The 22,158-nt window shown below is 61.8% G+C and carries 21 protein-coding genes and 2 tRNA genes; 6 read left to right on the forward strand and 17 right to left on the reverse strand.

All coding sequences use genetic code 11. The features are described from left to right. Nucleotides 1-56 precede the first annotated feature (56 nt). Nucleotides 57-2,591, forward strand: coding sequence for a fimbria/pilus outer membrane usher protein (locus LBW87_RS02475; RefSeq protein ID WP_225199838.1), 2,535 nt, complete (start codon nucleotides 57-59; stop codon nucleotides 2,589-2,591). Beyond that, entirely contained in the window at nucleotides 2,578-3,198 is a 621-nt protein-coding gene (locus LBW87_RS02480; protein WP_225199839.1) for a hypothetical protein, read from the forward strand. Before LBW87_RS02475 ends, LBW87_RS02480 begins: the two co-directional genes overlap by 14 nt. A gap of 118 nt (nucleotides 3,199-3,316) precedes the next feature. Here LBW87_RS02480 and iscX read toward each other — a convergent pair whose 3' ends face one another. The 9 genes from iscX to iscR all read right to left on the reverse strand — a co-directional run bounded on the left by iscX (nucleotide 3,317) and on the right by iscR (nucleotide 9,844). Then, nucleotides 3,317-3,511 carry a Fe-S cluster assembly protein IscX gene (gene iscX / locus LBW87_RS02485; RefSeq protein WP_225199840.1) on the reverse strand — a complete coding sequence of 65 codons (195 nt, stop codon included), beginning with the start codon at nucleotides 3,509-3,511 and terminating at the stop codon, nucleotides 3,317-3,319. Nucleotides 3,512-3,545: 34 nt separating this feature from the next. Next, entirely contained in the window at nucleotides 3,546-3,884 is a 339-nt protein-coding gene (gene fdx / locus LBW87_RS02490; RefSeq protein WP_225199841.1) for an ISC system 2Fe-2S type ferredoxin, read from the reverse strand. 81 nt (nucleotides 3,885-3,965) lie between these two features. Then, complete coding sequence (gene hscA, locus LBW87_RS02495) at nucleotides 3,966-5,828, reverse strand: Fe-S protein assembly chaperone HscA (RefSeq protein ID WP_225199842.1); 1,863 nt, start codon at nucleotides 5,826-5,828, stop codon at nucleotides 3,966-3,968. Nucleotides 5,829-5,847: 19 nt separating this feature from the next. Then, the gene (locus LBW87_RS02500; RefSeq protein WP_225199843.1) at nucleotides 5,848-6,471 is read right to left on the reverse strand and encodes a LysE family translocator; all 624 of its coding nucleotides are present in this window, start codon (nucleotides 6,469-6,471) and stop codon (nucleotides 5,848-5,850) included. An 8-nt stretch (nucleotides 6,472-6,479) separates the two neighbouring features. Further along, complete coding sequence (hscB, locus tag LBW87_RS02505) at nucleotides 6,480-6,995, reverse strand: Fe-S protein assembly co-chaperone HscB (protein WP_225199844.1); 516 nt, start codon at nucleotides 6,993-6,995, stop codon at nucleotides 6,480-6,482. 177 nt (nucleotides 6,996-7,172) lie between these two features. Continuing rightward, nucleotides 7,173-7,496 (reverse strand): iron-sulfur cluster assembly protein IscA, encoded by a 324-nt coding sequence (gene iscA / locus LBW87_RS02510; RefSeq protein WP_225199845.1) that lies wholly within the window; start codon nucleotides 7,494-7,496, stop codon nucleotides 7,173-7,175. 100 nt (nucleotides 7,497-7,596) lie between these two features. Further along, nucleotides 7,597-7,998, reverse strand: a complete 402-nt coding sequence (gene iscU, locus LBW87_RS02515; RefSeq protein ID WP_225199846.1) for a Fe-S cluster assembly scaffold IscU — start codon at nucleotides 7,996-7,998, stop codon at nucleotides 7,597-7,599. Between the two features lie 81 nt (nucleotides 7,999-8,079). Then, nucleotides 8,080-9,333: an IscS subfamily cysteine desulfurase gene (locus LBW87_RS02520; RefSeq protein ID WP_225199847.1), complete on the reverse strand. Its 1,254-nt coding sequence runs from the start codon at nucleotides 9,331-9,333 to the stop codon at nucleotides 8,080-8,082. Nucleotides 9,334-9,349: 16 nt separating this feature from the next. After that, nucleotides 9,350-9,844, reverse strand: coding sequence for a Fe-S cluster assembly transcriptional regulator IscR (gene iscR, locus LBW87_RS02525; RefSeq protein ID WP_225199848.1), 495 nt, complete (start codon nucleotides 9,842-9,844; stop codon nucleotides 9,350-9,352). Between the two features lie 282 nt (nucleotides 9,845-10,126). Here iscR and LBW87_RS02530 point away from each other — a divergent pair, with 282 nt between their 5' ends. From LBW87_RS02530 to LBW87_RS02540, 3 genes are all read left to right on the forward strand, one after another. Beyond that, on the forward strand, nucleotides 10,127-10,897 hold the full coding sequence (locus tag LBW87_RS02530; protein ID WP_225199849.1) for a FadR/GntR family transcriptional regulator: 771 nt from the start codon (nucleotides 10,127-10,129) through the stop codon (nucleotides 10,895-10,897). Between the two features lie 203 nt (nucleotides 10,898-11,100). After that, the gene (gene kdgD / locus LBW87_RS02535) at nucleotides 11,101-12,015 is read left to right on the forward strand and encodes a 5-dehydro-4-deoxyglucarate dehydratase (RefSeq protein WP_225199850.1); all 915 of its coding nucleotides are present in this window, start codon (nucleotides 11,101-11,103) and stop codon (nucleotides 12,013-12,015) included. 161 nt (nucleotides 12,016-12,176) lie between these two features. Continuing rightward, complete coding sequence (locus LBW87_RS02540) at nucleotides 12,177-13,613, forward strand: aldehyde dehydrogenase family protein (protein WP_225199851.1); 1,437 nt, start codon at nucleotides 12,177-12,179, stop codon at nucleotides 13,611-13,613. 105 nt (nucleotides 13,614-13,718) lie between these two features. Here LBW87_RS02540 and LBW87_RS02545 read toward each other — a convergent pair whose 3' ends face one another. From LBW87_RS02545 to LBW87_RS02560, 4 genes are all read right to left on the reverse strand, one after another. Then, on the reverse strand, nucleotides 13,719-15,494 hold the full coding sequence (locus LBW87_RS02545; RefSeq protein ID WP_225199852.1) for a methyl-accepting chemotaxis protein: 1,776 nt from the start codon (nucleotides 15,492-15,494) through the stop codon (nucleotides 13,719-13,721). A gap of 293 nt (nucleotides 15,495-15,787) precedes the next feature. Next, nucleotides 15,788-16,885 carry a lactonase family protein gene (locus tag LBW87_RS02550; protein ID WP_225199853.1) on the reverse strand — a complete coding sequence of 366 codons (1,098 nt, stop codon included), beginning with the start codon at nucleotides 16,883-16,885 and terminating at the stop codon, nucleotides 15,788-15,790. 103 nt (nucleotides 16,886-16,988) lie between these two features. Further along, entirely contained in the window at nucleotides 16,989-18,569 is a 1,581-nt protein-coding gene (gene garD / locus LBW87_RS02555; RefSeq protein WP_225199854.1) for a galactarate dehydratase, read from the reverse strand. Nucleotides 18,570-18,644: 75 nt separating this feature from the next. Further along, complete coding sequence (locus LBW87_RS02560) at nucleotides 18,645-19,985, reverse strand: MFS transporter (RefSeq protein WP_413927603.1); 1,341 nt, start codon at nucleotides 19,983-19,985, stop codon at nucleotides 18,645-18,647. A 456-nt stretch (nucleotides 19,986-20,441) separates the two neighbouring features. Here LBW87_RS02560 and LBW87_RS02565 point away from each other — a divergent pair, with 456 nt between their 5' ends. Next, nucleotides 20,442-21,008, forward strand: a complete 567-nt coding sequence (locus LBW87_RS02565) for a hypothetical protein (RefSeq protein ID WP_225199855.1) — start codon at nucleotides 20,442-20,444, stop codon at nucleotides 21,006-21,008. Between the two features lie 4 nt (nucleotides 21,009-21,012). Here the strand turns inward: LBW87_RS02565 and LBW87_RS02570 are convergent, their stop codons facing one another. The 4 genes from LBW87_RS02570 to LBW87_RS02585 form a co-directional block, all read right to left on the reverse strand. Further along, nucleotides 21,013-21,330 carry a type II toxin-antitoxin system RelE/ParE family toxin gene (locus LBW87_RS02570; protein ID WP_225199856.1) on the reverse strand — a complete coding sequence of 106 codons (318 nt, stop codon included), beginning with the start codon at nucleotides 21,328-21,330 and terminating at the stop codon, nucleotides 21,013-21,015. Next, on the reverse strand, nucleotides 21,327-21,605 hold the full coding sequence (locus LBW87_RS02575; RefSeq protein WP_225199857.1) for a type II toxin-antitoxin system ParD family antitoxin: 279 nt from the start codon (nucleotides 21,603-21,605) through the stop codon (nucleotides 21,327-21,329). The genes LBW87_RS02570 and LBW87_RS02575 overlap by 4 nt, the downstream gene beginning before the upstream one ends. 189 nt (nucleotides 21,606-21,794) lie before the next feature. Continuing rightward, nucleotides 21,795-21,870 (reverse strand) — tRNA-Asn (locus LBW87_RS02580). A gap of 212 nt (nucleotides 21,871-22,082) precedes the next feature. Next, nucleotides 22,083-22,158, reverse strand: a tRNA-Asn gene (locus LBW87_RS02585).

Here is a 22,158-nt window from a genome sequence, read left to right on the forward strand (position 1 = left end):
GGGTGTCGCACAAACGGGTGGCGGCGGCTCCGCGAATCCAGGGCACATCGTGTGCCATGCTGCTGACGCTGGCGGGCCTGCTGGCCCCCACTTCTCCCGCCTGGGCCCAGGCGCCTGCCGGTTTCGATCTCGACATGCTGCGCGAGCGCGGCATCGATCCGCAGATCGCCGAATACTTCAAGGATGCGGCGCGATTTCGTCCTGGCATCAATGTCGTGACGCTGTTCGTCAACGGACAATTGCGTGGACGGCTGGAGGCGCGCTTCGATGACAACGGCGATCTCTGTTTCGATGAACGCCTGCTGGACAAGGGCAATCTGAAAATACCTGAACCCACTGCTGCTCCTGAAAAGCGCGACACCGCCCCGGTCGATGCCACTAACACCTGCCATGGCTTTCTTGAGGTCTACCCGCAGACCGAGGTCGAACTGCGCCCCGGCAAGGAAGAAGTCGCCCTGGTGGTGCCGACCGATTCAATACGTCCCGCCGAAGCCGATTTTTCGGGATACAGCGCGGGCGGCGTGGCCGCCATGACCAACTATGACATCATCGCTTCGCGCAGCCAGTTCGGCCAGACAGGCAGCAGTTTCATGTCGGCCAACCTGGAACTCGGCCTCAACATGGGCGACTGGATTATGCGCACCCGCGAGATGGTCTCGCGCCAGGAAAAATCGTCGCAACGCCAGCATCTCTATGCCTACGCGCAGCATACGTTGATCGACTACCGGTCGATTTTCCAGGCGGGCCAGATCAACATCCTCAATACGGCATTTTCCGCCGGTCCGATCACCGGCGTGCAACTGGTCCCCGAAGCGGCGCTGGCCACCAACTCGCTCAACACGGTGATGGTCGAGGGTATTGCACAGAGCCAGGCGCGCATCGAAGTGCGCCAGAACAGCGCCTTGATCTACTCCACCATCGTCCCTGGCGGTCCTTTTGCGCTGGCCGACCTGCCGCTGCTCAATGGCACCGGCGACCTCGATGTGACCGTGATCGAAACCAACGGCGCGCAACGCCGCTTCACGGTTCCCGCTGCTACCCTGCAGGGCGGCAACTTCGGCCTGCAACGCGGCCTGTCACTGGCATTCGGAAAGATGCGTTCGCTGGGCAATTCGACCGGACGCCAACCCTGGTTGCTGACCGCCAGCGGCGGCTGGGCGCTGAGCAAGAACAGCAGCCTCAGCGCCGGCCTCATGGGTGCGACCGGCTACCAGGGCGTCAGTTGGGGGATGGATGGCCGCTTCGGTGCCAACAACCTGAGCTTTCAGCAGCGCCTCGCGCGCGCCAGCGAAGAAGGCCAGCGCGGCACCCAGTTCAGCCTGGGCGCCAGCCGTATCCTGGCCGAAAGTTTTTCACTGAGCCTGTCGAGCACGCAACAGACGCTCGGCTATCGCGACCTGGGCGACACCGCCGTCAGTCGCCAGGCCCAGACCAGCCAATCGCAGGCCCTCAATCCTGCGACGCCCGCCGCCCCCAATCCTGACTACGCCCGCTATCGCGGCCAATACTCGGCTTCGCTGGGATGGAACCAGAGGGCGCTGGGCGGCTTCAGCTTTTCCTATTCGCGCTCGACCCAGTTCAACGGCAATTCGACGCAGCGCATCATGGCATCGTGGGGCCGGACCTTCGACTTCGGCACCGTCAATCTCAACCTCGAACGCCAACTGGGGCGACAGTCGGGCGACACCAGCACATCCGGCCGCGGTGGTGAGGCGGGCCGCAATCCCACCGTGTTCTACCTCACCCTCAGCATCCCATTGGGCAAGCGCAGCGTGCGCAGCTACCTGAACAACAGCGGCGGTTATCAGCGCATGGGCAGTTCCTTCAGCAACCAGGCGGGTGACAGTCTCAATTACTCAGTGTCGGCCGAGCGCAGTTCGCAATCGAGCGAGACCGACCTCTCGGCCCAGGCTTCGATGCTGCCGCGCTATACCCAGGTCAACCTGGGTTACTCGCGCTCGGGCAACGGCAGCACGTCGTTCAATGGCGGCCTGCGCGGCGGGATGGTGCTGCACAAGGGAGGCTTCACGCTCTCGCCCTACGCCGTCCAGGACACGTTCGGCATCCTGCAGGTGGGCGATATCGCCGGCGTCAAGGTCAACACGCCACACGGGCCGGTATGGACCGACTGGAAGGGCCAGGCAGTGGTGGCCCAGATGTCGCCCTATGCCTCCACCCGGCTCGAGATTGCCACCCGCAGCCTGCCGCGCAATGTCGACCTGCGCAACGGCCTCAAGCAGCTCGACCCGGGCCGTGGCTCGGTCAGCCATGTCGATTTCGAGGTATTGCGGGTCAGGCGCATCCTGCTCAACGCACGAGATCCTCAGCAACGACCGCTGCCCAAAGGCGGATTCGTGCTCGATGCCGACCAGCAGTTCGTCACCACGGTGGTCGACGACGGCCAGATCTTCCTGCTCAATGGCACGACGCAAGGGGTCCTGCAGGTGATCATGCCCGACGAGAAGACTTGCCAATTGCATTACCAGTTGCCCGAGACGGTCGACAGCGAAGTCTTCTACGAGGCAATCGATGCAGTTTGCAGCCCTGAAATGCACGTCAAGATAAAAGGAATTCCCCATGCGCACAGTTGAATACTTGCCTCGCAAACCCGGACCGCAGCCCCCGACACGACCGGTTGGTGTATGGCCGACACTGGCGTGGCTGGCGACGGCCCTGCTGATATCGTTGCCGGCCAGCGCCGCAGAGGGCGATCGGTGCCTGCTGCAGATCAGCAGCAGCACGGTCGACTACGGTTCCGTCACGCGGGCCGAACTGCTGCTGCGCCAGGTCTCGCCCTTGAAAATGGCGCTGGGCAAGCAGACCGTGACCCTGACGGCCAATTGCAAGCAGGCGCGGCTGATGACGGTGTTCTACCGTGGCAATGCCGCCGATGCCGGCAGCTACCGGCTGGGCGATGGTGGTTCGTTCAGCCTGCGCGTCCTGAGCGCGCGGCTGGACGGCCGCACGGTGGGCGTAGGGTCCGTGAGTGTTGTCGGTCAGGTCCCCGAGACCCGGACCGACAGCATTCTGTTGGCGCCCGGTATCGGCGCGGTCCCGATTGTAGACGACGTGCCGGTCAAGGGCAGCTTGCTGTCATTGCAGGTCGAGATCGATGCCAGCATGCACACCACCAGCAGCCGGGTCGCGGATCGCACGGTATTTCGCGGCAATGGCAATTTCGAGTTGCTCGAGCATTGAGCGCCGCCCCGTCACCGCCCTGCCCCACGTAGAAACGCCCGCGGACGAACTGTCGCGGGCGTTTTTTCGGCAATGATAACGACGTGGATGTCAGGCGACCATCAAGCCGGCCTCTGGCTTACTCAGCCTCTTCGATCCAGGCGGCCTGAATCGCTTCGAGGATACGCTCGCCGGAGCGATTCGGGTCATCGTCGAAACCATCGAGCTCCATCACCCAGCGGTGCAGGTCGGTGAAGCGAATGGTCTTGGGATCGATCTCGGGAAACTTGTCGTTGAGATCTTCGGCAATGCGCTGGGAATCGGTCCATTTCATGTTCTGCTCCGGGTGACGTGAGGCAATCGGCCGTTCAATGATTTTCGGAAGCGTGGTTGATCGTGTACTTGGGGATTTCGACCGTCAGGTCATCCTCGCCCAGCACAACCTGGCAAGACAGGCGCGAAGTCGCTTCCAGTCCCCAGGCCATGTCGAGCAAGTCTTCTTCCTTGTCGGTCGGCTCGCCCAGGGTCTCGAATCCTTCGCGGATCACCACGTGGCAAGTAGTACAGGCGCACGACTTTTCGCAGGCGTGCTCGATATCGATGTCGCTGCCCAGCAGCGCGTCGCACAGGGTCTGGCCGGAGGGCGCGTCGATCACCGAGCCTTCGGGGCACAGTACCGGATGCGGGAGGATGACGATCTGGGGCATAAATGGCTTTCAGCAATGTTCAATAATGACAACGCGGCGCATGCGGCAAATCAACAGCAGCTGCGCCGCGTTCTACGATACTTATACTTCGTCGAGCTTCCTGCCGGCCAGCGCTGCGTGCACGCTGCGGTCCATGCGCCGTGCGGCAAACTCTTCGGTGGCGTGCGCCAGGGCTTCGACCGCGGCCTTGATGGCCAGGTGCTCGCTGCCTTGTGCGGCAGCGGTCACGGCCAGCATCTGCTGCTCGATGTCGCGGCGTTCGCTTTCGTTCAGCAAGGCGCTATCGACGGCCAGTGCCGACTGCGTGGCCAGCACGATGCGCTCGGCCTCGACCTGCTCTTCGCGCAATGCGCGACGCAGCATGTCTTCGTCGGCCGAGCTGAAGGAATCCTGCAGCATGCGGGCGATCTCGTCGTCGGCCAGTCCATACGACGGTTTGACGCTGATCGACGCCTCGACGCCCGACGTCATTTCGCGCGCCGAGACCGCCAGCAAGCCATCGGCATCGACCTGGTAAGTGACCCGGATACGGGCCGCGCCGGCAGCCATCGGCGGAATGCCGCGCAACTCGAAACGCGCCAGCGAACGACAGTCGGCGACCAGCTCGCGCTCGCCCTGCACCACGTGCACGGCCATCGCCGTCTGGCCATCCTTGAAGGTGGTGAACTCCTGCGCGCGCGCACAGGGAATGGTCGAGTTGCGCGGAATCACCTTCTCGGCCAACCCGCCCATGGTCTCGATGCCCAGCGACAGCGGGATCACGTCCAGCAGCAGCCAGTCATCGCCCGGCGCCCGGTTGCCGGCCAGCAGATTGGCCTGCACGGCCGCGCCCAGCGCCACCACCTTGTCGGGATCGATGTTGGCCAGCGGGTTGGTCTGGAAGAACTCGCCCACTGCGCGGCGCACATGCGGCATGCGGGTGGCGCCACCGACCATCACCACGCCGTCGATATCGTCGACCGTCAACGCGGCGTCGCGCAGCGCACGACGCACGGGGGTGATGGTCTTGCCCACCAGGTGCTGGGTCATGCTGGAAAACTGTTCGGCCGACAAGGTCAGGTGCACCTCTTCGCCCGACTTCAGCACCGCATCGATGTCGACCTGCGACTTCGACGACAGCAGTTCCTTGGCTTCCCGCGCCTTGACCATCAACAACCGGGTATCTTCGTCGGACAAAGGTTGCAGCTGCGCTTCCTGGCTGATCCAGCAGAACAGTCGGTGGTCGAAATCATCACCGCCCAGGGCCGAGTCGCCGCCGGTGGCCAGCACCTCGAACACGCCGCGCGCCAGCTTGAGAATGGAGATATCGAAGGTGCCGCCGCCCAGGTCGTAGACCGCGAAGATGCCTTCGGAGCCGTTATCCAGGCCATAGGCAATCGCCGCAGCGGTAGGTTCGTTGAGCAGGCGCAGCACATTCAGGCCGGCCAGTTGCGCCGCGTCCTTGGTGGCCTGGCGCTGGGCGTCGTCGAAATAGGCTGGCACCGTGATTACGGCGCCGACCAGGTCGTCACCCAGGGCGTCCTCGGCGGTCTGGCGCAAGGTGGCCAGGATCTGCGCCGAGATCTCGACCGGGCTCTTGACGCCGGCCACGGTCTTGATCTGCACCATGCCCGGGGTGTCCTGGAAGTCATAGGGCATGTTCTCGGCGTGGGCGATATCCTTGAGGCCACGCCCCATGAAGCGCTTGACCGACACGATGGTGTTGCGCGGGTCGGTGGTCTGCGCGGCTTGCGCCTTGTAGCCGATGTTGGCGTGGCCGTTGGGCAGGTAGCGCACTACCGACGGCAGCAAGCTGCGGCCGTCGTCATCGGCCAGCACCTCGGGGATGCTGTTGCGCACGGTGGCTACCAGCGAATTGGTGGTGCCAAGATCGATGCCGATCGCCAGGCGCCGCTGATGCGGCGCGGTGGACATGCCCGGTTCTGAGATTTGAAGAAGAGCCATGAGTTTTCGGGCGTTTGCGTTATTCGGGTAAGGCCATCCTGATGCCCAGGCCGATGAAGGCACAGCCTGCCAGGCGATTCAAGTGGACCGAGGCGGATGCGCGACGGCGGAAATACGCGCCGACGCTACCGGAAAAAAGAGCAATGCTGCTGAAGATGACGAACGCCTGCGCAATGAACACCATTGCCAGCACCAGCATCTGCAGCGGCACATGGCCGGCGTCGTGATGCACGAACTGCGGCAGGAAGGCGATGAAGAACAGGGTCACCTTGGGGTTCAGCATGTTGGCCAGCACGCTTTGCCAATAGATGCGACGCAACGGCACATTGGCCTGTGCGGCGTCACCGCCGGCCACGATGCCGGTAGCGGCCGAGCGCAATGTGCGATAACCGAGATAGACCAGATAGGCCGCGCCCGCATACTGCAGCGCGTGATAGGCATCGGGATAGGCCTTGATGACGGCGGCGAAACCCAGCACCGCCAGCAAGGTATGGAAGATCAGCCCGGACGAGAAGCCGGCCGCTGCCACCAGGCCCGCGCGCGGGCCCTGTGCAATACCGCGCGTGAGCACGTAGATGTTGTCGGGTCCGGGCGCCAGGGTCAACGTCATGGCCGCCAGCAGGAACAGGAAAACGTCTGGCATGGCCGCGTTCATCCTTCGATCAGGGCGAAGGCGTCGCCGATCTCGCTGGCGAACTTCTCGAGGAACATCAATTGCCGCACTAATTGCGCCGCCTGGGCATAGTCGGAGGCGTCCAGCAGCACCTCGATGCGCGCCACCTCGGCGCGACGTGCGGCCAGCAGTTCGGTGTTGAGGCGCTCCAGCGCATCGAGATCGCGCTCGCTGCGGGCGTCGTCGAGCGTCTCGCGCCACTCCATCTGCTGCATCAGGAACGCCGGCGCCATCGACGTATTCGATTCGGTCTGCAAGTCGACGCCGTGCAGTTCACACAGGTAGCGTGCGCGCTTGAGCGGGTTCTTCAGGGTCTGGTAGGCCTCGTTGGCACGCGTTGCCCATTGCATCGCCACCCGCTTTTCGGCAGCGCTGGCATCGACGAACTTGTCGGGATGCGCCTGACTCTGGACGCGATGGTAGGCCTGCTCCAGCGCCTTGATGTCGACGGCGAAGCGCGGTGGCAACTGGAACAATGCAAAGTGGTCTTGCATGGCGTGGACGTTTGGGACTCGAAAAATAAAAAGCCTGTCAGACTTCAACAGGCTTGGCAGATCAATAACCGCGTCGATACGGCGTGACGGGATGACGGGAAGATCGCAGGCTGTCACATGCTTCGGCTAAGCGCTGGCCACCGTCAGCGCTGCACGGCGACGGAAAGGCAAAACGTGTCAGATACGGAAGCTTTCGCCGCAGCCGCACTCATCCTTGACGTTCGGATTCTGGAACTTGAAGCCTTCGTTGAGACCTTCACGGGCGAAGTCGAGCTGGGTGCCATCGATGTAGGGCAGGCTCTTGGGATCCACGAAGACGCGAATGCCATGCGACTCGAAGACCTCGTCCTCGTCGATCTGCTCATCCACATATTCGAGCTTGTAGGCCAAGCCCGAACAGCCGGTCGTACGCACGCCCAGCCGCAGGCCGATGCCCTTGCCGCGGCGCTCCATGTAGCGACTGATGTGTTTCGCTGCCTTCTCTGTCAATGTGATTGCCATGATTGCCTGCCTTGCTGATCCATGACCACGGCACCCGCCGTGGCCAGTCGTGTTACGCGCTCGGTACTGCCGCTACTGCCCTGCCTTGCAGATGCCCTGCTCAGGCCGCTTCTTTTTGCTCGGCGCCGTGCTTGGCCTTGTAGTCCTGCACAGCAGCCTTGATGGCGTCTTCCGCCAGGATGGAGCAGTGGATCTTCACCGGGGGCAGCGCCAGTTCTTCGGCGATCTGCGTGTTCTTGATCGACAGGGCCTGATCCAGCGTCTTGCCCTTGACCCACTCGGTCACCAGCGACGACGAGGCAATGGCAGAACCGCAGCCATAGGTCTTGAACTTGGCGTCCTGGATCACGCCATCGGCGCCCACCTTGATCTGCAGCTTCATGACGTCGCCGCAGGCGGGCGCGCCCACCATACCGGTGCCGACGGTCTCGTCGCCCTTCTCGAAGGCGCCGACGTTACGCGGGTTTTCGTAGTGGTCGAGTACTTTTTCCGAATAAGACATGTTGTTGCTCCTTGAAGGTGGAATCCACCGCCACCAGTGCTGCAATTCGTTGCGTGCTAGCGGCGGCTGGCGTTGTGCAAGTTAGTGGGCTGCCCACTGAATCGTCGAGATGTCGACGCCGTCCTGATACATATCCCACAACGGCGACAGTTCGCGCAGCTTGCCGACCTTGCTCTTGATCAGGTTGATGGTGAAATCGATGTCTTCCTCGGTGGTGAAACGACCGATGGTAAAACGGATCGAGCTATGCGCCAGCTCGTCGCTGCGGCCCAGTGCCCGCAGCACGTACGACGGCTCCAGGCTGGCCGAGGTGCAGGCCGAACCGGACGACACGGCGATGTCCTTGATGGCCATGATCAGCGACTCGCCCTCGACGTAGTTGAAACTGACGTTCAGGTTGTGCGGCACGCGATGATCCATGTCACCGTTGATATAGGTTTCTTCGATCTCCTGCAGGCCGCGCGCCAGACGATCGCGCAGCGTGCGCACGTGTTGCAGCTCGCTGTCCATCTCTTCGCGCGCCAGGCGGAAGGCTTCGCCCATGCCGACGATCTGGTGCGTCGCCAGCGTGCCCGAGCGCAGACCGCGTTCATGACCGCCACCGTGAATCTGCGCTTCGATGCGCACCCGCGGCTTGCGGCGAACATACAGCGCGCCGATGCCCTTGGGGCCATAGGTCTTGTGCGCCGAGAAGCTCATCAGGTCGACCTTCCACTGCTCGAGGTCGATCTTGACCTTGCCGGTTGCCTGGGCGGCGTCGCAATGGAAGATGATGCCCTTGGAGCGGCAGAATTCGCCGATCTCGGCCACCGGCTGAATCACGCCGATTTCGTTATTGACCAGCATCACCGAGATCAGGATTGTGTCGGGACGCACCGCTGCAGCAAGCTGCTCGACCGTCACCAGGCCGTTGTCCTGCGGCTGCAGGTAAGTCGCCTCGAAGCCCTGGCGTTCCAGTTCGCGGAACGTGTCCAGCACGGCCTTGTGCTCGGTCTTGATGGTGATCAGGTGGCGTCCCTTGGTCTTGTAGAACTGGGCCGCGCCCTTGATCGCCAGGTTGTTGCTTTCGGTTGCGCCCGAAGTCCAGATGATCTCGCGCGAATCGGCGTTGACCAGCTTGGCCACTTCTTCACGCGCCTCTTCCACCGCCTTCTCGGCCGACCAGCCATACATATGGCTGCGCGAGGCCGGATTGCCGAACTGCTCGCGCAGGTACGGAATCATCTTGTCGGCTACACGTGGATCGACCGGCGTCGTCGCCGAATAGTCCATGTAGATCGGGAAGTGCGGAGCCTTGATGGTCTCCAGCAGGCTTTTTTCCAGAGGTGCGTTCATAAGTTAAGACTCCAAATCAGGCTACTGCTTGCGGGCGATGAATCACCACCACGCTTTGCTTGTCGGCGGCACGAAGCTCCGCCGTCTTGTGTTCTTTCTGCTGGTCGACCAGATCCTGCAACGAGACAGAATCGAGATACTCGACCATCTTTTCATTGAGGGTCGACCACAGATCGTGCGTCATACAGCGCGGCCCGCCCGGATGGGTGGTGCTATGGCAATTTTCCTTGCCGCCGCACTGGGTTGCATCGAGCGGCTCGTCGACTGCGATGATGATGTCAGCCACCGACACATCGGCGGCCTTGCGGGCCAGGTTGTAGCCACCGCCAGGACCGCGCACCGACTCCACGATCTGATGACGTCGCAATTTGCCGAACAATTGTTCGAGATATGATAAGGAAATTTCCTGACGCTCGCTGATTGCGGAAAGCGTGACGGGGCCATTGCCTTGGCGCAACGCCAAATCAATCATTGCTGTCACGGCAAAACGGCCTTTGGTGGTAAGACGCATGAAATCCCTGCTCCCGATACAAGTGAACCAGATCCCTGAATTCCCGAATATTTGACTCAAGTATATCAAACTTGACTAATTCCGTCAGGTACTAAATATGGTCATTTACCGGGGCACAAGTGCACAAAACTTCTCCCCGAGTGAAAATTCTGTCAATTTCATTGTTCACGCCGGCATTTGGTTGCAAACCGCCATTATCGATCTGGTAAGATGTCGCAACTCTTTTTCATCTGGACGGGGGCACCAGCCGAGACGCGCTCCCGCCATTCCAATTAAAACGACATGGATGCAAGCGATACTCCCAGCCCCCTGATGCGCCCTCGCCGCAAGACCCAGAGTCTGTCGCAGGAAGTTGTCGCCGCGCTGTCCGAGATGATCGCCAATGGCGGTCTGCAGGTCGGCGACAAGCTCCCGACCGAATCCGAGATCATGCAGGCCCAGGGCGTCAGCCGCACGGTGGTGCGTGAAGCGATTTCGCGACTGCAGGCCGGCGGCCTGGTCGAGACCCGGCACGGCATCGGCACTTTCGTGCTGGAACAGAAGAAGTCGTCCAATATCAATATCGATCCGGCCACCATCACCACCATGCGCGACCTGCTGGCGCTGCTGGAATTGCGAATCAGCCTGGAAACCGAAACCGCCGGCCTGGCCGCGGCCCGCCGCAGCGAAGAGCAACTGGTCGAGATTCGCCGGGCGCTGGAAGCCTTCCGTGAAAACCAGTTATCGGGCGGCGACACCGTCGGCCCCGACTTCCGCTTTCACTTCGCCATTGCCAATGCCACCGGCAACCGTTATTTCATCGAGATCATCAGCCACCTCGGCATGGGCGTGATCCCGCGCAAGCGCATCAATACGGCCGAGCTGGCGCACGACCCGCAGGCCAGCTACCTGGATCGGGTCCAGCGCGAACACGAAGACATCTACGATGCCATCGCCCGCAGCGATACCGAAGCCGCCCGTGCGGCCATGCGCAATCACCTCACCAACAGCCGCGAACGGCTGCGTCGGGCGCAACAGGAAGCCGAATCGGGCCATTCCGGCGCCGCCGCCTGAGCGCACCCTCCCACCTCCCCTGCCGGGCGCCAGCGCGCCCGGCAACCAAAATCCCACAGCAATCGACCACGGACCGGATGGCGCCAAAAAGTGCTGGCTTTCTGTGATTTCATGTTGTACGATGACTGATATCCTATCGAGATATAGGATCAAAACAAGAACAAGCAGTTTTCCATCCAATTCTTAATGGCGACAGACAAACCATGTACACACCAGAAGACCTCAAAAAGATCCTTTCCTCCGGCCTGCTGTCCTTTCCGCTGACCGACTTCGATGAGCAAGGCGACTTCCGCCCCAAGACTTACATCGAACGCCTGGAATGGCTGGCACCGTACGGCGCCAGCGCCCTGTTCGCCGCCGGCGGCACCGGTGAATTCTTTTCGCTGGTCCCGAGTGAGTATTCGGACGTCATCCGCACCGCCGTCGAGACCTGCCGCGGCAAGGTGCCTATCATCGCCGGCGCCGGCGGCCCGACCCGCACTGCCATCGCCTACGCACAAGAAGCCGAGCGCCTGGGCGCGCACGGCATCCTGCTGATGCCGCACTACCTGACCGAAGCCAGCCAGGACGGCATCGCCGCCCACGTCGAGGCAGTGTGCAAATCGGTCAAGTTCGGCGTCATCATCTATAACCGCGCAGTGTGCAAGCTCAACGCCGAGACCCTGGCTGGCCTGGCCGAGCGTTGCCCCAACCTGATCGGCTTCAAGGATGGCGTAGGCGAGATCGAACCGATGGTGTCGATCCGTCGCAAGCTGGGCGACCGCTTCACCTACCTGGGCGGCCTGCCGACCGCAGAAGTCTACGCCGCAGCCTACAAGGCGCTGGGCGTGCCGGTGTACTCGTCGGCGGTGTTCAACTTCATCCCCAAGACCGCAGTCGAGTTCTACCAGGCCATTGCCAAGGACGACCACGACACCGTCGGCCGCCTGATCGACGATTTCTTCCTGCCTTACCTGGAAATCCGCAACCGCAAGGCCGGCTACGCCGTGTCGATCGTCAAGGCCGGCGCCAAGATCGTCGGTCACGATGCCGGTCCGGTGCGCACGCCGCTGGTCGATTGCACCCCGCAGGAGCACGAAGAACTGGCCGCGCTGATCAAGCGTCTGGGCCCGCAGTAAAGGCAGTGTCGTCAATGCCGCCGCGTTGCCTGAATCAACCCGGGCAATGCCGCGCTTGACGGGATCGGAGGGGCCGCAGGAAACTGGGGCCCCTTCGCTTTTGTGCCGCCCGTGGCCCGGCCCTGCCGGCGCCTATAACAATTCATGCAAGGAGAATCCAAATGTCCCAGTTTGCAAACCTGATCAACGGCGAATGGCTGCAAGGCGCCGGCGTCAACCAGAACATCAATCCATCGGACCTGTCGGACATCATCGGCGACTACGCCCAGGCCGATGCGGCCCAGACCGAAATCGCCATCGCCGCCGCGCATGCCGCCTTCCCGGCCTGGAGCGTGGGCAATATCCAGGCGCGTTCAGATGCGCTGGACAAGATCGGCACCGAAATCCTGGCTCGTCGTGAAGAGCTGGGCACCCTGCTGTCGCGCGAAGAAGGCAAGACCGTGCCCGAAGGCATCGGCGAAGCCACCCGTGCCGGCAACATCTTCAAGTTCTTCGCCGCCGAAGTGCTGCGCATTCGGGGCGAGAAGCTGGCATCGGTGCGGCCCGGCATGGATGTCGAGATCACCCGCGAGCCACTGGGCGTGATCGGCATCATCGCACCGTGGAATTTCCCGCTGGCGATCCCGGCCTGGAAGATTGCCCCGGCGCTGGCCTACGGCAACACGGTGGTGTTCAAGCCGGCCGAACTGGTGCCGGGTTCGGGCTGGGCCATCGCCGAAATCATCAGCCGCTCGGGCATCCCGGCGGGCGTGTTCAACCTGGTCATGGGTCGCGGTTCGGTGGTGGGCCAACGCTTCATCGACGACCGTCGCGTGGCCGGCATCTCGTTCACCGGTTCGGTCGCCACCGGCAATCGCGTGGCGCAAGGCGCCATTGCCCGCATGGCCAAGTTCCAGCTCGAGATGGGCGGCAAGAACCCGATGGTGGTGCTCAACGACGCCGATCTCGATGTCGCCGTGACCGCCGCCGTGCAAGGCGCATTCTTCTCGACCGGCCAGCGCTGCACCGCCTCGAGCCGCCTGATCGTTGAAAAGGGCATCTATCCGCGCTTCATCGAAGCGGCGCGCGAACAGCTTTCCAAGGTCCGCGTCGGTCACGCCTTGCAGAAGGAAACCCACATCGGCCCGGTGGTGGACCAGTCGCAACTGGACCAGGATTTGTCCTATGTCGCCATCGCCAAGGACGAAGGCGCACGCCTGGTCAGCGGCGGCGAACGCATCTCGCGCGACACCGAAGGCTTCTTCATGGCACCGGCCCTGTTTGCCGACGCCGACAACAACATGCGCATCTCGCGCGAAGAAGTGTTCGGCCCGGTGGCCGCCGTGATCCCGGCCGACAACTACGAACACGCGCTGGCACTGGCCAACGACACCGAGTTCGGCCTGTCGTCCGGCATCTGCACCACATCGCTGAAGTACGCCACCCACTTCAAGCGCCACGCCCAAGCCGGCATGGTGATGGTCAACACCGCCACCGCCGGTGTCGACTACCACGTGCCGTTCGGCGGCCGCAAGGGTTCCAGCTACGGTTCGCGCGAGCAAGGCGCTTATGCGGCCGAGTTCTATACGACGGTGAAGACGTCCTATACACAAGCCTGAACCAGGCTTGATGCGGCGCGGCAGTCGCTGCAAGTCGCAAAAAAAACCCTTCGTCGATACATTCGACGAAGGGTTTTTTCATTGACGGCACAGCAAATCAAGCCATCAGAACTCTTCCCAGTCCTGGCCGTCATCCTTGGCCCGGGTACTGGCCGAGGCTGGCTTGGCTGCCGATGGCACAGGCAGCTTGGGCGCGCTCTTGGGCGCGGCCGCCTTGGGTGCAACGGCCACCCTGGGCGCCGCGGCCGGCGCTGGCGCCGTCGCTACTGCGGGGGGCACCGGCGTAGGCCTGGGTGTCACCGTCCGTGGCGCTGCCACAGTGACTGCGTGGGCGTCGATCTTGAAGATGCTGACGGCGCCCACCAGGTTGGTCGCCTGTGACTGCAGCGATTGCGCTGCCGCCGCGGCCTGCTCGACCAGCGCCGCGTTCTGCTGGGTCACCTCGTCCATCTGCGTGATGGCCTGGTTGACCTGTTCGATGCCGGTGCTTTGCTCGCGGCTGGCTTCGGCGATCTCGCCGACGATATCGGTGACCCGCTGCACGCTGTCGACCACATCGCTCATGGTCATGCCGGCCTGCTCGACCAGTTGGCTGCCCACGGTCACCTTCTCCACCGAGGCGTCGATGAGCGACTTGATTTCCTTGGCGGCGGCCGCCGAACGCTGGGCCAGCGAGCGCACTTCCGACGCCACCACCGCAAAGCCACGGCCCTGCTCGCCGGCGCGCGCCGCTTCCACGGCCGCATTCAGCGCCAGGATATTGGTCTGGAACGCAATCCCGTCGATCACGCTGATGATGTCGACGATCTTGCGCGACGACTCGTTGATCGCCTGCATCGTATCGACCACCTGCGCCACCACCTCGCCCCCCTTGCTGGCAGTACCCGAGGCCGAATGCGCCAACTGGTTGGCTTGCATCGCGTTCTCGGCGTTCTGCTTGACGGTACCGGTCAGTTGCTCCATCGAGGCGGCGGTTTCTTCCAGCGAACTGGCCTGCTGCTCGGTGCGCGACGACAGGTCCATGTTGCCGGCGGCGATTTCACGCGCGCTGGTATCGATGCTCTCGGAACTGGTGCGCACCCGCGACACGGTGGTCAACAGGCTTTGCTGCATGGCGCGGATGGCGCCGAACAGGCGGCCGATCTCATTGGTGCTGTCGACCTCGACCCGTGCGGTCAGGTCGCCGCTGGCCACCTGGTCCAGCAGCGCCACGGCGCGATTGAGCGGGGTCAAGACGATGTTGCGCAACAGGAAATGCACGCCCAGCACCAGGATCAGCGCACCGATCAGGCCCGCGCCGACCAGCCACACCACCATGTTGTATTCCTTGGCGCGTTCGTCGGCGGCGCTGTCATTGAGCTCCATGGCGCGCTTCTGGTACTTCTCGAGCGCAGCCGAGAAGCGGCCGCCGCCGGGGTTGATCTGCTTGTCGTTGAGCTCCGAATAGGCCGCTGCGTCCTCGGCCTTGAGCTGATCGTTGGCCTGCTTGAGCAATGCCGACAAGGCGCGCGCCGATTCGATCAGCTCGGTCTTGTGGGCCGGGTCCTGGCCCGGCAGGTCGCCCAGGGCAGCAAAGCTGTCGAGAGACTTCAGGCCGCGTTCATAAGTATTCTGGGCACTCTTGAACGACGACTCCTTGATGGCCGCCTCGTTCTTTTCCTTCAGGTTGCTGTAGGCGCGGGACAAGGCCGAACGCGTGCGCGTGGTGTCCTTGTAGACGTCATTGATGAGCATGTTGCGCTCGGTGACCTGATGGACGAACTCGGTCGACTGATTGGCGCGGCCCAGGGCAAAGATACCCACTGCCGCACCGACGACGATCATGCACGAAAACAGCGCCAGCGCGCTCATCAGACTGAAGCGAACCGTTAGATTACGCATACCACTCTCCCACTCTCTGCTTGGTTTTTTTGCAATAAAGGAAGCCAGCTCTCTGACCCCGCCGCAAAAGATACATCAGCGCCGGTCCCGGCCAAAATCTCAACACGCTGGCGAAAACCCACCAATTCCCGTGTTAAGTGAGTTTTCAGTTGGCGCGATTTTGCACGCATGACAAGACCAGGAGCCTGTCCTGGATCAAGTCGTGTGCGAATTGACTAAATGATTGCCAACGAGAAACTAACAACACCCGCCACGGCGATGTGCTGTTAGTTGTTAGTCGTTAGTCCATTGGTTCAAGGCAGGTCGATGATCTCGACCCAGTTGGGATTGCGCCCGAGGGTGTAGCGGAACAGGGGCTTCAAGGCGCCGCTGTCGCGATCGATGGCATAGCTGGTCAGGCCGGCTTTCTGGCCGACCGCCAGCAGGAACCGCCCTTGCGGATCGATATTGAAACCGCGAGGCTGGGTTTCGGTGGGAATATTACCCAGCCGGGTCAGCTTGCCGCTGGCCGTATCCACGGCGTAGCTGGTCAAGCTGCTGGACGTGCGCTCGCTGGCATACAGGAAGCGACCATCCGGCGTCAGGTGCAAGTCGGCCGTGGCCAATTGTTCGGTGGTCTTGAAGCCGTCCGGCAACGCCGAATCGGTGCCCTGCAGGCTCAGGCGGCCGGTGCTGGCATCGTAGCCATAGGTATTGACGGTGCCGTCCAGTTCGTTAGTCGAATACACGAAGCGCTTGTCGCGCGCAAACACGAAGTGACGCGGACCGGCGCCGGCCTTGGTCGCCACCGACGGCGGGTCATTGGGCACCGCGCGGCCGCGGGCGGCATCAAACCGGAACTGCAGAATCACGTCGCTGCCCAGGTTGGACGCGAACAGAAAACGGTTATCCGGATCGACCTGGGTCGAATGGGCATTCTTGCCGGTCGCGATCACCGACAGCGCCGGCACCTGCACCGTGCCGTCAGCACCGATCGCGTTGATCGAGATCTTGTTGCCGGTGTAGGACGCTGCCAGCAGGTACTTGCCCGTGCGGTCGGTGGCGACGTTGGCCATGTTGTCGGCCAGCGGCACGGTCGACAATGCCTTGAGCTTGCCGCTGGCCTGATCGATGGCGTAACTGACCACCGAATAGGGCTGGCCGCGCAACGAGGCGTAGAGATAGCGATGGTCCGGGCTGATCGCCAGCGGCATCACGGTGCTGCCGGTGGCGACCTTGTCGATCAGGTTCACGCTGCCGTCGCCGTTGAGGGCCAGCACGTAGATATCCTGGCTGTCGGCGTTGGACACGTAGGCGATGGTGGCCGCACTCGCGCTGACGGCACCCAGGGTCAGGGCCGAAATGGCCAGTGCGGCGGCGCTGCGCGCCACGGTGGATGAGTTGATTGGCATGGCGTCTCCAGTATTGGATGATGTTTATTGTGGGTGAAGCAGATGGTTACAGCGGGGTACTGCCAGAAAAAAGGACCCGCGAGCGGATCCTTCTTGAACAACATCAGGTCACCGGCGCCGGATTGAACAGCGTCAGCGCGTTATGCAGCTTCCACTGCTCGGCCCAGGTGCGCTTCTTGCCGCTGGCGACATCCAGCATCAGCTGGAACAGTTCCCAGCCGACGTCTTCGATGGTGGCTTCGCCGCTGGCGATGCGCCCGGCGTTGACATCCATCAGGTCATGCCAGCGCCGCGCCAGGTCGTTACGGGTAGCGACCTTGATCACCGGCACCGCCGCCAGCCCATACGGCGTGCCGCGACCAGTGGTGAAGATATGCAGGTTCATGCCGGCAGCCAGTTGCAGCGTGCCGCAGATGAAATCGGAGGCCGGCGTGGCGGCGTAGATCAAGCCCTTCTGCTGCAGCTTGTCGCCCGGCGCCAGCACGCCCGAGATCGGGCTGCTGCCCGACTTGACGATCGAGCCCATGGCTTTTTCAACGATGTTGGCCAGACCGCCCTTCTTGTTGCCGGGGGTCGTATTGGCGCTGCGATCGACCCCACCCTGCTGCAGATATTTGTCGTACCAGTCCATCTCGCGAATCATGGCCTGTGCCACTTCTTCGTTAATGGCGCGCGAGGTCAGTTGGTCGATGCCGTCACGCACTTCGGTCACCTCCGAGAACATCACCGACGCACCGGCGCGCACCAGCAGGTCGGTCGCAAAACCCACCGCGGGATTGGCCGTCACGCCCGAGAAGGCATCGCTGCCACCGCACTGCACGCCCACCACCAGATCGGCGGCGGGACAGGTTTCGCGGCGGCGCTTGTCGAGTTCGACCAGGCGCGCTTCGGCCATCTTCAGGATCGAGTCGATCATCGAATTGAAACCGACGTGTTCCGCATCCTGCAGGCAGACCACGTAGGGTTCGCCGGCCTTGTGGATCGGAATCATGTTTTCCGGCAGCAAGCGGTTGGGTTGCAACTTCTCGCACCCCAGGCTGACGACCATCGCCTGGCCACCGAAGTTGGGATTCAAGCTGATGTTGCGCAAGGTACGAATGGGAATGCCGGCATTGGGCGCATCGATGGCGACGCCGCATCCATAAGTATGTTCCAGCGCCACCACGTCTTCGACATTGGGATACTTGGGCAGCAGCTCGGCGCGAATGCGCTTGACCGCATGCTCGACCACGCCGGCGACGCACTGCACGGTGGTGGTGATGGCCAGCAGGTTGCGGGTGCCGACCGAACCATCGGCATTGCGATAGCCCTCGAAGGTATAACCTTCCAGCGGCGGCTGGGGCGTCGGCTTCTTGGTAGCGATCGGCAGGTTGTCGAGCTCGCGCGCCGGCGGCATGACGACCAGCGACTCCTCGATCCAGCTGCCCTTGGCAATATCACGGGCGGCATAACCGATGGCCACGTCATAACGCATGATGGCGTCGCCCTTGGCCAGGTCGCGCAGGGCGATCTTGTGGCCCTGCGGCACCTTGTCGATCAGGGTCAGGCCGTCGGCAAAGACGGTGCCTGCCGGCAGCCCCCCGTCGTTGACGACAATGGCGACATTGTCGGTGTCATTCATCATGATGTAACGCGGGCTGGCGGCGGAAGCTGAGGCGGCGCTGGCGATGATATCGGTAGTCATGCTAATTCCCTGCAACTGGATCGAAACTTGAAAGATGAGACAGCGGCCCGCGTGGACGGGCCGCCTGCTGCCGGATCAGGCGTCCTTGAGTTCGACGCGCTTGATTTCCTTGACCACGACAAGATAACTGATCACGGTAATCAGTGCATTGATGCCCACGAACACCAGGGCGCCGGAGAACGAACCGGTTTCCTTGACGATGTAGCCGATCACGATCGGGGTGGTGATGCCGGCGATATTGCCGAAGGTATTGAACAGGCCACCCGACAAGCCGACGATCTGCTTCGGCGCGGTATCGGCCACCACGGCCCAGCCCAGTGCGCCCACGCCCTTGCCGAAGAAGGCCAGTGCCATGATCGCCACCACCATCCACTGCGCTTCGACGTAGTTGCACAGGATCATGGTCATCGACAGCAGCATGCCGCCGACGATAGGAATCTTGCGCGCCCAGGTCACCGAGAAGCCGCGCTTGATCAGGCGGTCCGAGATGAAGCCGCCCATGACGCCACCGATGAAGCCGCACACCGCCGGGATCGACGCCACGAAGCCGGCCTTGAGGATCGACATGCCGCGCTCCTGCACCAGATACACCGGGAACCAGGTCAGGAAGAAATAAGTAATGACGTTGATGCAGTACTGGCCGATATAGACGCCCAGCAGCATGCGATTGGTCAGCAATTGCTTGATGTAGCCCTTGCCCTTGGTCGAGGGTGCGGCCACCTTCTTGTTATCCATGTCGACCAGGCCACCACCCTGCTCGATATGATCGAGCTCGGCCTTGTTGATCATCGGATGATCCTTGGGGCTGTAGATGACCTTGGCCCAGACCGCTGCCAGCACCAGGCCGAACGCGCCCATGACGGTAAAGACATGGTGCCAGCTGTAGGCATGCACGATCCACGCCATCAATGGGGTGAACAGCACGGCCGCGAAATACTGGGCCGAATTGAAGATGGCAGACGCCGTGCCGCGCTCGTTGGTGGGGAACCAGGCCGCGACGATACGGCCATTGGCCGGAAACGATGGCGACTCGGCCAGACCCACGATGAAGCGCAGGATGAACAGCGACACCACGGCCGCACCGGTACTCATCCAGGTCACGCCGGCCTGCAGCATGGTGAAGATCGACCACAAGGCGATACTCCACATGTAGATCTTCTTGGAACCGAAGCGATCCAGCAGCCAGCCGCCTGGCAGCTGTGCCAGCACGTAGGCCCAGCTGAAGGCGGAGAAGATGTAACCCATGGTGAGCGGATCGAGGTTAAGCTCGCCCTTCATCGCCGAGCCGGCGATGGACAACGTGGCGCGGTCGGCGTAATTGACCGTGGTCACGATGAACAGCATGAACAGGATGAGGTACCGCACATGGCTTGGCTTGCCGGCGATGATCGACGCCGTAGTATTGCTTTGTGTCACTTGTTTTCTCCAGATCTCGTCTCGCCTTCAGTCGATACGCCCACGCCCGGCACCGTGCCACGGTGCGCCGCGGAGTGTCTCCTTTAACGTTTTGTTTTTATTGAAGGAATAGTATTTGTTATAAGACATCGTACAACGATGAGGCGAGTATATCAGGTGTCCATACTTTGGCAAGAGCCCACATTGCAGTTCGATGACAAAAATCCGGTCGCGCTACAAGCCACTCCAGCCGGGGACTTACGCCTGTTTCGCCAAGCCCGTCTCGCCCCTCGCGCCAGACCCCGCCACGGTGCTGCGACCGCGATCGGATCGAGGGCATGGGCATCCACATTCGCGCGAGTTGTATGACATGACAGTGCCACAGGCTGATAATGCCCGCCATGTGGACAGCTCCCGATGGGTCCCGTGATAAATTGCGTCCCACGCAAATCGAATAATTACCGGAGGAGAGTCGTCATGTCGGAAGCCCAGGTCACGGCCAACTATCGTTTCGTCGGCGCTTACCAGGAGGTCAATACCCGCATTGCGCAACGCCAGCAGGCGCTGACGATCTATGTGTCGATGGTATTGGGCCTGCTGGCGGCGCTGGTGGCGCTCAAGCCGGGCACGGCCAGCAGCACCTTGCCGATCCAGTGGCTGGCGCTGGGGTTTCCGGTGGCCTCCACCTTCCTGGCACTGATGAGCTACAAGGCCGAAATGGCCATTACCAACCTGCGCCGTTTTCTGTGTGCGCTGGAGCGCCTGGGCAACGAGAATGGCGCCCTGCCCAGCTACAACGCCAATCCGTCATGGTCGATCAACGCCAACCGGGCCCGGCAGATGCAGGATTACGCCGCCGCGCTGCTGGCCGCCGCCGGCAACACCGTGGGCTTGCTGGCGGCCGTGAAGATCTATCCGGTGCAGTTCGCCGAGAATCCGTCGGCATTGTGGATCGCCGGCGCAGTGGCAGTGCTCTCGGTAGGATTCCTATTATGGATTCCGCGCTTGAGTTTTATTCCGGTTGAGGGGGATGGGTTGCGCTGAGGCGTCAATCAACCAATTCGGAGAACGATGATGCCTTGATGTCTTGCCCGCCATAAAAAATGCCGATGATCGATACCAGGTCAGGCCCGATATCAAAGGCAATCACCGTACGCTTTTTATAATGTGTCGTCCTGAGCCCTGGGCGCACGTCGTCTCGACACGTGCCTCGATGCGGCCAATCCTGCAGGCTTTCGCAACAGGTCACGATAGAAGTGGTATAGCGCTCGGCAGTATCTGGTGAAGCTGCATTTGCGATATAGCGATACAACTCGGTAAGCTGCTGTTGCGCTTCTGGCGTAAAAATAACTGCGCGCCGATTCACGCTTTTGCTTTGGATTTCTGGTGCTCGGAAGCGAGCGTCGCGCGCATCTCATCAAGGGTGACTGCGCGCTCAGGGTTGGCCTTCAACGCGTCATAGGCTGGCCCAACCGACTGCTGCAACCAACTTTCCATCGCCCTGTCACGTGCCATCAATACCCTCAAGCCATCCCTGATGACTTCACTCTCGGTCGCATATTCGCCGGCGGCAACTTTGCCTTTTACGATGTCCGCCATTTCGTTCGGCAGTGTAATACTGAATTGCTGGGTCGATCGCATGATACCCCCTTGTAGAGTAGGATTAAATCCTACTTCGCCAAGACTCCTGCGTCAATGTCCCCAGAGAAAGGAAACACTCGAATTGACAATAACAATCACACCCTGCCGCAGGTCGATTCCCCCGCACTGAAAAGACGAAAAAAAAGCACCCCGATCGCTCGTGAGTGCTTTTTTCTACTACATGTTCTGTGGCTCCCCGACCTGGACTCGAACCAGGGACCTGCGGATTAACAGTCCGTCGCTCTACCGACTGAGCTATCAGGGAACAGATGAGGGCGCGATTATGAACGAATTTTTCTCTCTGCGCCAGAGTGCAGGCAAGAAATTTTTACACCCGTTTCCAATCACGTTTGCGCCCTGCCCTCTGGCGCAAATTTCACAACAAAAACTAAATCGATCAGTCGTTATCGATCATGCCGACAACGCCCTTCGACTAATTGAAAAAGCCTCGCACGGATGCGAGGCTTTCAAATTTTTTGGCTCCCCGACCTGGACTCGAACCAGGGACCTGCGGATTAACAGTCCGTCGCTCTACCGACTGAGCTATCAGGGA

This window comes from Herbaspirillum sp. alder98 (assembly GCF_020179755.1).
GTDB lineage: Bacteria > Pseudomonadota > Gammaproteobacteria > Burkholderiales > Burkholderiaceae_D > Herbaspirillum.